The following is a 12,250-nucleotide window of genomic DNA, read 5'->3' as shown; positions in this document are numbered from 1 at the left end:
AAGTTACGCAAAGTTTTTAGAAAAATTCGATACCCATTCCATGAGATTTAACTTGTGCAAAATGATTTGTCTTGCCTCTGCGATCGCGTCTTTTGCTTCATGCCAAGCGTCTGGCGTAGCAGTCACTTCTTGAATATATTGCAATCCTTTTTCATCTAAACTAGGAAGCCGAAGATAACTCCCTGGAGGTAATAGTTTATCGGCTGCGGAACCTCCATAGTAAATTGGCAAACACCACGACAGTAAGGAATCCCATAGCTTTTCACTAACATACCAATCATTGTCAGCATAGTTCTCGATCGACAAGTTGTAATAGTAGGGAGCCATGCCATACCATTTATTGCCGATCGCGCCTTTTGAGTCTGCCCAATCTGGCAAATCTCGTCCATAAAAATCGATGTCTAGCTGACTCGATCGCAGCAGTTTCAAAAAGTCTAATCGTTTGCGATGATTGGCAGTGCGGTTAATGCCTGATGTAATCCAGCTACAAGGCTTTTTTTTCTCTGGAATATGCCGTTCTGCTAAGTCGTGAAAGGGATTGGTCACATACCAAATTGCAGGCATAAAGTCGGGGACGGGCGCAAAGTCATCAGGCCCCGAAATGTGTCCACAATAAGGTTTTGCTTTCTCATAAAAGTCGATATTTTTTTGGACAACTTCCTCTAAAGGAGGTTCTCGCATTAGAAAAATAGTACGCTCTTGAGGAACTCCACGCAGTTTGGCTTGCAGCGATCGCGTCTCTTTTTCATAGCGTTTCTGTTGACGCTGCGCGTTTAACCAATTTGTATTTTGGGGCACTTCTGGAAAAGAATTAAAGTTATAAAGCAGCAAAAAATCTGGTTTTTCAGCTTTTGCCAACATTTGAACATTGCCCCAAACTCCAAACGGGTGAGGAGTTTGTTGCCAAAGCCAATCAACTGGGCTAGGGTTTAGTCCGCTATAGCTACTAATCATTCCAACAATCTTTTTAGTCATATATCCAGTCTTATTTATGAGTTTAAATTTATGGTCGTAGGTCGCATCTTTTCATCTACATAGCTCAAAATCTTTTCAATGCGATTTTCCCAAGAAAACTGTTGTCCAAATTCAATATTTTCTGCATATCCTTCAATCTTTCGAGGATATCTTTTGAGAGCAGATTGAAGACAATCTGAGAACTGGATCGGATCATCTGGCTCACACCAATCCATCGCTAAGTGAGGCAATTTGAATTCCAGCAAAGGCACGATCGTGGTCGCTACGATCGGCGTTCCAGACGCAATATATTGAAAAAACTTAACGGGATTCGTAAAATCGGCTTCCTTCCCAGAGCAGTGAGGATGCGCCAAAACATCAGCCGCTTGAAACAAACTCACTAATCGTTGACGAGGCAAAATCCAGCCTAAGAATGTGATGTTCTCAACGCCTTTTTGCTGAGAAAGTTCTCGATAAGCGTCAACTTGAAAATCTGTGCCGCCAGTCACTACAAACTGAATTTCAGGCAACTCTTTAGCAACCTCAATTAAAAGGTCAACACCTTTAAATCGATAGAGCGCTCCAGAGTAAACAACTAACTGGTTTCTTCCATCTTTTAATAATTCTCGCCGCCAACTTTCAGCCTCTTGAGGTTGTCTAATTAAGAACGATCGCTCAAATCCATTATGGAGCGCAACGGCTTTTTCTGGTGGCATTCCGCACCGCACTAGGTTTTCTTGCGTCAGTTTAGATTGGGTAATCGCAACTTGAAACAAAGGACTCGAAACAATCTCTTTTTCAAACGGAGTTTCTTGGTAATAGTGAGCCTCATAAATCACCGGAATCTTATTTTTAATAGCAGCTTTGGCAAAGTTCCAATTGCGAGTATGAACTAACTTTATTGTTGGCAGAATATGAATTGGCAAATAATATTTACAAACGATCGTGCTGGAGTTTGTGAGTTTGTCAGAGGTGTGATCGGATAACCAGGGCATCGGAAGTGGAGCAATGTTTAAATGCTCTTGAGTGTCATAAAACTCTGCAAAAGCTCGATCGGGTTTCTGTAGTTTGAACGGAGCCATCCACGCGATCGGATTATATCTACCTAATGTTTGATCAGGGTAAGTCAACACTGCCGAATAACCAAGATTTGCAGCCGCATTTGCACACAAAACATCGTGAATTTCATGAGCCGTATCTGGCTTAAGCGACAAATGATTTGAGAAGAAAAGATAATGCTTTTTCAAAATAATCTCCTCTATTCTGCGGTGACTTGCTGAGTGCAAATCGGCTGCTCATTTTCTGAAAACTGCATCGTGTAAAGACGGGCATATAGCCCCTGTCTCTGCAACAAACTCTCGTGATTGCCCACTTCGACAACCTGACCTTTATCAAGCACCGCAATCTGATCTGCTTTCTGAACGGTTGAGAGACGGTGAGCAATCACCAGCGTGGTGCGATCGCGGCTCAATTCATCCAGAGCTTGCTGCACGAGTCGCTCAGAAACGGTGTCAAGCGCACTCGTTGCTTCGTCGAGAATCAAAATATCAGGGTCACGCAGTAGCGCCCGCGCGATCGCCAGACGTTGACGCTGACCGCCCGACAACATTACGCCGCGATCGCCGATCGCAGTATCAAACCCTTGAGGCAAGTTGACAATAAATTCGTAAGCGTTAGCGCGTTTTGCGGCTTCGACAATCTGCTGATCGGTGACTTGCTCACAGGCATAAGCGATGTTGTTACGCACCGAGTCGTTAAACAGAAACGTATCTTGACTGACGATGCCCATTGACTGACGAAGCGATCGCACGTCTAAATCTCGGAGGTCGCGATCGTCGATCATGATCCGTCCGCGAATGGGGTCATAAAATCTGGGCAGTAAGTCTGCGATCGTAGACTTTCCTGCCCCGGATGAACCGACTAACGCCAACGTTGTTCCTTTGGGCAACCACAGATCGATTTGGTCTAATACCAACCCTTCATAACCAGGGTAAGCAAACGAAAGTCCCTCAAATCGGATGCCCTCTTGCAGACGCTGATAGGGCTGAGTGCCCAGACTCATAAACGGCTTATTGTCACGGCGCAGAAAATCATGCACCACTGCAACGCTAGGAGCCGCCCCCGCAAATCCGCCCCGAATTCCGTTCAACTGCGAGACAAATGGCAAAAGACGAAACAAAATCAGTAAATAAGTCAGCAGCACCGTCGATAGCGATGCAAGCTGAGTTGCAAAGAACATTCGACCGAGAATGACGATCGCTAGCACTGTTAAAATTCCTGCCATTTCGTTAACAGGTGCGATTAAGGCAGTGTTAGCTTGAGCGTTAAATTCTGCTTTTTCACGATCGTGAATCAGGTCTTCTATTCGCTGATATTCTCGCAATTCGTTGCCCGTAGCTTTGACCAATCGCATCCCGTTGAGAATCTCTAACAGTCTGATGGAATATTCGCGTGAGGAATCAGATAGCTGTTGTCCAAATTTTTTGGCTCTAACCACAAAATAGTGATTGGCAATCGACACAAACAGCAACAGCACCGTAGACACTACCGTTAATTGCCACGAGATCGCCAGTAATAACGCCACAAATACCAAAATAGTAATAGCAGTGGTCAAAAGTTGAATTGCAATTCGGATTGCATTCGCAGCTAACCCAACTTCACCACCGAGACGATTAATTAAATCGCCGACTTTAGTTTTAGCGTAGAAATCTAAATCGACTTCTAAAAGCAGTTTTAGCGCTTCTTGACGAATCTCGTTGACCAGCGATCGCGATAAATGACTCGATGCCAAAGTGCTGGCATAAGTGGTGACATTTTTGAGGGCGATCGCAATTAAGATTACGCCCATCATCAACAGCAAATTCGAGTTGTTTCCCCCGCTCAAAGCCGAGAAAATGGGATGTAAAACGGGCGGTACTCCTTTAAGACTAATGTCTTGCCCTAAAAATCCCAAAATCACTGGCACGATCAGAACGGTGCTGACTCCATTAAACAGCGCTCCTGAAAATCCAAGAACGATCGTGAGAGCCACCCAAATCGGGTGCTGAAGGGCAAATTTTAGGAGTAGTTTGTTAGGAGACATGCGAGATTTTGAAAGACTTTGAATCTTGCTCCCCTCGCCTGTGGGAGACGGGCTGGGGGTGAGGGTCTTAAGTTTAGTTTTGTCCACTTACTTATTTATCCCGATCTTTAGCGGAAGTTATCGAGCGATCGCAAAAATAATTTAAAACTTTTACGAACGATCACCGTGAAAAGACGGAGACGTTGCGTAAACTTGCGGAGAAAACCCTCGCCCCTCTAGTCGTGAGACTCCTTGCTTATGCCATCATGCTCGTCTCAAAATCTCGCAAGTTGGTCGCTTCGAGGGTATAGCTTCTGCCGTAGATGATCGGCTCTTTTCCGATCGCTTTAAGAACTTGCCTAACCTCAAGATTAGAAATCGTCGCCAAATCCCGATTGGTGGTGATCGCTAGCGCTGCGGCGATTCCGACACCCTGACCGACCGCCACATTAAATTCTACAATTCTGCCAGCCGCACAACCATAGCCGTCAAAGCCTGATGCAGGACTAACCACAGCCAGATTGGGAACCGATTTTAGCAAGGCATGACGAATGCCAATGTTAAAGAGCGGCGATTTGTGAAAGCTGATGCTGGGAAAGCCTTGGGCATGGGCTTTTAGACCTAATCCGTCAATGCCTCCCCGCACGTCTAAGGCATAGCCAAATGTGCCGATCGCGTCATCTTTAAAGGTGCCGCCTTCGAGCATTCGAGCGCCGCTCAGAGGCTCAACCACCCCAGTCACATTTCCGGCATGACGGATATAAAGCTCTTTGGCAGGTCGGACACTTGTGGCTCCTAAACTCTTCATGAAGCGATCAACAAACGTCATTTCTGCCACGATCTCAGGAGTCGGCTTTGCGGCTGATCGAGCGATCACTTCGGCTTGAGAGCCAGTGACACTGCACAGCAGAGCGTTCCAAGACAGTCTGCCGCCCGGAAGAATCGCAATATTGGCTGCGTCAAAAATGGCACCACTCTTAGAGAGCACAAACTGTTTGCCTCGAAAAGCGTGATAGACGATCGACAGTGCTTTGCAGCGAACATCGATGTGGTCAGAGCCGACGTGCATCGTTTTCAACTGACCCTTGTCATCGAGCAAATCTTTTTTAAACCAATCCGCCAGCTTGGAATCAGCGCCAGCCGCAATCTGAATAAATTTTTGAGCTTGGACATCTTTGGGGTCGGTCAAGCGCTTTAGGTAGTCTAACTCGACTTGTTTAAGCCGCGTCATCGTCAGCCCTTGAGTCTCAAAGGTGAGCGTTACGGGCAGTTCTGATCCGGGCAACCCAAAAGTGCCAAAGCCCTTTAGCTTGTTTGCCCCCGCAGCTTGCGCCAATTCTGCGTTGACCGTGCAATCGATGAACTGTTTGGCTAAAAACGTGGTGCCGTTATCTAGCAGAATTCCCGCAATTTTTGAGTCATTTATAAGCACCGATCGAATCTCAATGCGGCTAATAATGTCGGTGCCCGCTTCGCTCAACATCTTTCGCAGTGCAGCATCGGCTTTGCCAGGGTCGAGCGCGATTTCGGTCACGCCCGATCGCTGCAAAAATTCTTTATAAAGGAATGCAGGGTCACCAAACATAGACAAGCCCAGTTTTTTGCGAATGTCGTCTGGGACGTGCGTCCGATCGAGATATGCCAACCCGCCTCTGACCAAGTGCCCACCCACACCATCGGGCGAGTTGCCTTTAAACATCACTAGCGTTTTAGGATTTTTGCCAGTTTTACTTCGACGGCGAAACTCTCTAGCCGCGCTGACGATCGCTAACAGTCCGGGGACTTCATCTCCAAAGCAAATAATGTCATAGGTGCGGGTGGTAGAAGGTGTGGCTGTAGTCATGACGAAGGTAACTCCCGAATACTGAATCGATTCTAGAGATAAATCCAGCGATGGGAGGATGAATTTCGCAAAACTCTTTAATCAGGCGGAAATTTAGGTCGATAGAGCGTCGTAGAAAATAGTTTCGCGAAGGCAGAACGCCGATCGCTAACGGTCTCCCCTGATAAATTCCACATCGTCTCATAGAAGAAGAACGAGACTCCGGCAAACTTACGATCGCGAACAACTTGAACTTGATCTTGAATCTGTTTAAAGGCAACAGGACGATCTTTCAGTCCCGTTAAAATGCCGACTCCGGTTGGAATGTGCGATCGCGCTGCCTGCACTTCGGGACGCATTAATTCATCTGCAAATCCCTGAAGACTGTCTCGGTAGACTTGCAAAACCAACTCTTCTAACAATCCCGTCTGTTCCCAAGTGCGCCAATCTTGCAACGAATGCGTGTAAGAAAAATCGTAATTATTGGGCGACAGAGAGATCAAAACGTGATTCTTTCGAGCTTTAACAGACTCGAAAACTTGCGTCATGAATGCTGTAATTTTATCGGCTCTCCATTTTGTCCAAGCTGGGTCTTGGGCATTCGCTGGCGGAGATTTTCCTGCGTTTTCTTTTTGGTAAAGCGCAACCGTAAAGTTATCGTAGCCAAATTCAAACGGCAGTCCAAAATGATCATCAAACTGAATGCCATCGATATCGTAATTGTTAACCAGTTCTAGAATCAAACTAGAAATGAACTTTTGCACCTCTGGCTTAAACGGGTTGAGCCACACACGCGGATATTTGCCTTCTTGCCAGATTTGCGTTTTGTCCGATCGCTGAGTCAACCAATCAGGGTGCAGCCGCGCTAGCTCCGAGTCAGCAGGTGCCATAAACCCAAACTCAAACCACGGAATCACACTCAATTTGCGTTGGTGTCCCTGTTCAACAAATTCTTTGAGCATATCGCGATCGTTCAGCCCCACCGCTTCGGGTCGCGGATCATAGGCAACTCCGATCGTTTGTTTTGCCGTCTCGCTAGGATAGAGCGTGTAGCCCCAATTCCACACGGCTGGATAGAGGGTGTTGAGATTTGCGTCTGCCAATTCTTGGACAGTTTTGGTGAGCCGATCGCGACTAAACATCACATCACTATCAATATTCGTCAGCCAAACCCCGCGAATCTCACTCAGTTGGGCTGCTGGCTTTCCAGCCACGTATCGCTCGGGCACCAAAGCAGTCGTACCCGGTAGAGCGCGACACAGAAAAGCAGCAATGTCTCCCCGCGTCGCAGGCTGATTCGGGTTCAATTGTTTGACGCTGGGATAGTTGACCACGATGCGCTGTTCGGTGGCACCTGCGATCGTATTCTTTGCATAGTCTGGAATGCTCTGAGCATCGCTAAAAACAGCCAATGTCTCAGCAACAGGCTGCTTCGGGGCATAACCCACGCCACTCGCTAAGGCTGCCAGCGCCTGCACACGAGGAATATTTTGATTGGGTCGAAAGGTCTTGTCGGGGTAGCCAGAAAAGAAATTTGCGTTCACGGCTGCCGAAATCGCACCCGCCGCCCAAAATCTACCCGGAATATCCCGAAATTGAATATCCCTACTCGGAATTGTGGCATTCACCACGCCCGGAAAAGCCGTGACCAGCAAAGCTGCATATTCTGCGCGAGTCACCGGGCTGTTGGGGCGAAAAGTCCGATCGGGATAACCATTAATAATCTTACGATCGGTCAGCGCTTCGATGCAAGGTTGCGCCCAATGACCTTGAATATCAGAGAATCGAGTTTGAGCAAAGGCGGGTGAAACGCTTGAGCAAAGCACCCCCGTTACAGTCAGCAGAAAAACGAAAAGGCAGATCAAACGAAACTGCCAATGACGGAGATTTAACATTTCAATATTGCAAAGCGACTCTGTTGAGGAAGCTACAAAAGTCTCAAGTAGGATTCCAATACTTTAAGACGACTGTAGCAACAAGAGGTTCACAGCAATACAAATAAATAATGGGCAAAAGCACTATTCGATGCCTCTACCCATCATTTAAAAACGTTCTGTAAATCTCGATCGTCCTACCGCTCCACATCAACATAGAGGTCGTCTAAGTCTTGCTCGTCTGCCCGATCTCCGTAAGGATCTTCAATCACAGAATCATCGACTCCGCCGTAGCCTAGGCCAAATTGATTGGCACGATTATCGGTACTCGGAGGCGTTCCAGCATAGCCCGTACCAAATTGATTGGCATCATCACTAGTGCTTGGAGGCGTTCCAGCATAGCCCGTACCAAATTGATTGGTACGATCGTCAGACTTTTGGCTGTCAGGATCTACGCCGTCATAACCCGTTCCAAACTGATTAGCTGAAGCGTCATCATTTTGGCTAGCAAGACGATCGCGATTGTCAGGATCTTGATCTTTCATATCGTTCAAATTCTTTACCATGACAATTCTCCAAAAGTTAGCTAAAACGACAGCCGTATTTCATGAACGTCTCAAATTATCGTCAGACGTGCCTTAAAAATCCTCACGCTCTCGGTAGAAGTGTGAAGCGCAAAGCTCTCTCTTTAAGAAGAGATTAGTCAGGAATCAAAGATTAAATTGCGAAAGAGTGCTATCTAACCGCCGCTAATCTTCGCCTTGTAGCCTAACTGCACCAAGATCTGCACCAACTTTTGAGCATGGTCGCCCTGGATCTCCAACGTCTCTTCTCTAGCGGTGCCACCTGTTCCGCACTGATTTTTTAACGTCTTCAGCAACGCACTAAGCGTTTCGGCTTTTCCTTGAAATCCAGTAATCACGGTGACGGTCTTTCCTCCGCGACCTTTGCGAGACACCTGCACTCTCAAATTTTGCTGATTGGGCGGCAAGTCAGGAACCCCACGCTGCAAAGCCTCTGAGTTGCTATTGCCAAACTCAGAATAGACGATTTTATCTTTAGGCGAATCACCAGACTGAGAAGATTTGCGTTTTGAAACTGCCATAGTGAGAACAGGAAAACTGCCGACCTCTATAATAGAGGCTGTCCTCTACACTCATCTAGCGATCGTGACGACTACACCGCTTCCTCGCAGTCTCCAAACAGATTCTTCGCCCCAAAACCGCCCCGACTCTCTCGGAAGATTTGGCAAGTTTGGCGGGAAGTATGTCCCTGAAACCCTGATGCCTGCCCTATTTGAGCTAGAGGCAGCCTATCAGCAATATCGCAACGATCTCGATTTTCAGCAAGAGCTGCAAGGGCTTTTGCGCGATTATGTGGGTCGCCCCAGTCCCCTATATTTTGCAGAGCGACTCACAGAGCATTACGCACGACCCGACGGCACAGGTGCCCAGATTTATCTCAAGCGAGAAGATCTCAACCACACCGGGGCACACAAAATTAATAACGCTTTAGCTCAAGCCCTACTCGCAAAACGTATGGGCAAACAGCGTGTCATTGCTGAAACCGGAGCCGGACAGCACGGGGTAGCAACCGCAACCGTCTGTGCCCGATTTGGGCTGAAGTGCATCATCTACATGGGTGTTCAGGATATGGAGCGGCAATCGCTCAACGTCTTTCGGATGCGATTGATGGGTGCTGAAGTTTGCCCCGTCGCATCAGGCACAGGAACCTTGAAGGATGCGTGTTCTGAAGCAATTCGAGACTGGGTGACAAATGTAGAGACAACACACTACATTCTTGGTTCGGTCGCGGGGCCGCACCCATATCCTATGATGGTGCGCGATTTTCATGCGGTGATTGGTCAAGAGACGCGCGTTCAGGCACAAGAAAAGTGGGGCGGCTTGCCGGATATTTTGCTGGCGTGCGTGGGGGGTGGGTCGAATGCGATCGGGCTGTTCCACGAGTTTATCGACGAGCCGACTGTTCGTCTGATTGGGGTCGAAGCGGCAGGTCACGGAGTCGAAACCGAAAAACACGCAGCGACGCTGACAAAAGGGCGAGTCGGCGTTTTGCACGGAGCAATGAGCTATCTGCTGCAAGATGAAGACGGTCAGGTGATTGAGCCGCATTCAGTCAGTGCAGGCTTAGATTATCCAGGAGTCGGACCCGAACACAGCTTCTTAATGGAACTCGGACGCGCCGAATATTACGCCGTGACCGATCGGCAAGCGTTAGATGCATTTCAGCAGTTATCGCAGCTAGAAGGAATTATTCCTGCACTAGAGACGGCACACGCGATCGCTTATCTTGACACGCTCTGTCCTCAACTGACTGGCAGCCCTCGTATTGTGATCAACTGCTCTGGTCGCGGTGATAAAGACGTGCTGACGGTTTCTAAAACTCTCAATCCATAAATGTGTTTGTCGATCGCGTAATCCGATCTGTAGATTATTTTGCGCGATCAGCGAGTAAGTTGTAAAAGATTGAGAAATTTAGCCGTAGCGACAAGATTAAGATAGGCTGAGAGTGACTGATTCCAAGGACTCCTAAATTAGGTGTAAAACTAAGTTCTGGCATTCAATCATGGAGAAAACCCCTGTGGCAAAACATCGGTTTAACTCAAAAACTCAGCCGAGTGCTGCGGTTGGCAATGTGGAAGATGCCTTTCAAGGGCAACTACGATCGCTGTTGACCCAAAAGAAATATCGTCAAGCGATCGAAGAAATTAAAAAAGTTCGACGCACTCAGCCTGATCTTGCGTTTAAGCCAACAGAAGCTGAGATTTGGTCACTGCGAGGTCAACAAGAATTCCAGAAAGCCGATTTTAAGCAAGCGGAAAGCTCATTCCGGCAAGCGCTGAACTTAGGATTGGTTGGGGAAGCGCATTACTGGTTAGCAAAATGTCTGGTTTCTCTCAATCGATTGGATGCTGCCTTAGATCTGATCCGCCCTGCCTTTGAACAAGGAACGCTCCCCAAAGAGTTTGCCATCTGCTACTTAAAACTTTTGTTACTCAAAGGCGATACCCAAACGGTTGAGCAGTTGATCACAAAACAAGCCAAGCGGTTTAGCGCCCCGCAGCTTCATTGGGTTCGCGGAGTGTTAGCGCTTAAAAACGGCGAACCAGAGACGGCTTTGACCTCGTTTCAGAAGGTCAAGCGTCCGGCCACGCCAAAAGATTTGCCAGATGCTTGGGTCGTTTATGCACAGCAAGCGATCGGAAACTGGGACGCTGCCGCCGCCAAATTAGGACTCGCTGCACCTTCAGTGTGGGGCGCGTTTTATGGCAAACCCAAGTTTCTCGATCATCCGATTTTGACGCGATTAGCTATCTTCCAGCAGGCAAAGACGGGAGACATCGAAAATATTCTGGTCAAACAAACCGATCAAGCGGCTCAAGAACTGCTGAGTGCTTTGGCGGTGGTGCAATTGATTGATCAGGGCAACTATCACGATGCAGGACATGCGTTGCTAAAAGTGAGGCAGTCTAAACAATTTCCTGAATTGGTAAACCTGCGATCGCCGCTCCTAACTTTGGCAGGGCAACAAGCCTTCACTCAAGGCGAAACCGAATGTGCTGTTCAACTCTGGCAACCTTTGCTAAATGAGTCATTGAATCCTCAACTCGTAGTGAATGCTCTAGAAGCGCTAGAAATTAACGACGCGGGACAGGAACGACAACGGTTATTGACTCGCTTAGTAAAATGGATCGAACAAGATGCCAAGAAACACCCTGAGAACTGGGCAGAGGAGCGTTTAAAGCTGACATTAGCACACGCGCACTGTCGCCTTGCCGATGCTTGGGTTTCAATGGGGCGAACCCGAACTGCGATCGGAGAGGTTCAGCAAGCGGAACGCATTTATCCCACTTCGCCGGAAGTATTGGGGCGGAAGGGACTGTTAGCAGCGGATGAGAGAAAGACTCAAGACGCGATCGATCTTTTAACTCAAGCGATCGAGGGCGGCTGTCGCTATGAAGAAGTGTATGAAGCATTGCTAAACTGCTGGCGAGAGCTAGGAAACACGGGCGCAGTAAATGAAGCTCGTCGCCGCTATGGAAAGTTTTTTGGGGATCTGAATGCCGAAACAGATATCGAGCTTGCTCCTTGGATCGATGCCCTTTCAACTCGCAGCTATCCGTTTTACAGTCGTCTAGTTCAAAGTGCTAGCGCCAATGATCCGGCGGTGCGTGCCTGTCAGATCTTTGTCGAATCGACGCAAGGGAATCTCACGTCGAGTGGAAAAATTTCTCTCGATCAGGCAAAAGCAACCGAGCAGTGGGAAGCATTGCTGCAAGGATTGTCTACTAAAGATCAGATTCCAGTAGCGGAAGCGATCGCGCTTTCCATCCAACTGTTTGCCAAGCGCGAAAAAGGAATTGCGGCATTAGTCAGTGACTATATGTTGAAGATTGCGAATGTCAAAGAAGACTATCCCGAAGCGAGAGCCGCGCATCTTGTCGTCTTGGCAGTCAGAGAAGGCAATAACCCTCAGAGACTTCTGTTTCCAATTCAGTTCTATTTAGCGGCAATGCCT

Annotated in this window: 9 protein-coding genes; 2 read left to right on the top strand and 7 right to left on the bottom strand. The window is 47.8% G+C overall.

Features of this window, described 5'->3' with window-relative positions; all coding sequences use genetic code 11:
* Positions 1–3: 3 nt before the first annotated feature.
* The 7 genes from BRW63_RS11270 to BRW63_RS11240 form a co-directional block, all read right to left on the bottom strand.
* Positions 4–975, bottom strand: a complete 972-nt coding sequence (locus BRW63_RS11270; protein WP_073071158.1) for a glycosyltransferase family 10 domain-containing protein — start codon at positions 973–975, stop codon at positions 4–6.
* Between the two features lie 14 nt (positions 976–989).
* A complete protein-coding gene (locus tag BRW63_RS11265; RefSeq protein ID WP_073071156.1) occupies positions 990–2,201 on the bottom strand; it encodes a glycosyltransferase family 4 protein in 1,212 nt (403 codons plus the stop codon).
* An 11-nt stretch (positions 2,202–2,212) separates the two neighbouring features.
* Positions 2,213–4,036 carry an ABC transporter ATP-binding protein gene (locus BRW63_RS11260; RefSeq protein WP_073071154.1) on the bottom strand — a complete coding sequence of 608 codons (1,824 nt, stop codon included), beginning with the start codon at positions 4,034–4,036 and terminating at the stop codon, positions 2,213–2,215.
* Between the two features lie 235 nt (positions 4,037–4,271).
* Positions 4,272–5,858: an FAD-dependent oxidoreductase gene (locus BRW63_RS11255; RefSeq protein ID WP_073071153.1), complete on the bottom strand. Its 1,587-nt coding sequence runs from the start codon at positions 5,856–5,858 to the stop codon at positions 4,272–4,274.
* A gap of 77 nt (positions 5,859–5,935) precedes the next feature.
* A complete protein-coding gene (locus tag BRW63_RS11250; protein ID WP_073071151.1) occupies positions 5,936–7,732 on the bottom strand; it encodes a glycoside hydrolase family 10 protein in 1,797 nt (598 codons plus the stop codon).
* 176 nt (positions 7,733–7,908) lie between these two features.
* Positions 7,909–8,277: a hypothetical protein gene (locus tag BRW63_RS11245; RefSeq protein WP_143162044.1), complete on the bottom strand. Its 369-nt coding sequence runs from the start codon at positions 8,275–8,277 to the stop codon at positions 7,909–7,911.
* A 173-nt stretch (positions 8,278–8,450) separates the two neighbouring features.
* Positions 8,451–8,816: a translation initiation factor gene (locus tag BRW63_RS11240; RefSeq protein ID WP_073071148.1), complete on the bottom strand. Its 366-nt coding sequence runs from the start codon at positions 8,814–8,816 to the stop codon at positions 8,451–8,453.
* A gap of 1 nt (position 8,817) precedes the next feature.
* Here BRW63_RS11240 and trpB point away from each other — a divergent pair, with 1 nt between their 5' ends.
* A complete protein-coding gene (trpB, locus tag BRW63_RS11235) occupies positions 8,818–10,128 on the top strand; it encodes a tryptophan synthase subunit beta (RefSeq protein WP_425320463.1) in 1,311 nt (436 codons plus the stop codon).
* Positions 10,129–10,297: 169 nt separating this feature from the next.
* On the top strand, positions 10,298–12,250 hold a 1,953-nt coding region (locus tag BRW63_RS11230), incomplete at its 3' end, for a tetratricopeptide repeat protein (protein WP_073071146.1).

This window comes from Phormidesmis priestleyi ULC007 (assembly GCF_001895925.1).
GTDB classification, from domain to species: domain Bacteria; phylum Cyanobacteriota; class Cyanobacteriia; order Leptolyngbyales; family Leptolyngbyaceae; genus Phormidesmis_A; species Phormidesmis_A priestleyi_A.
Note: the sequence above shows the minus strand (reverse complement) of the source record. Positions and strands in the feature narration are given on the sequence as shown.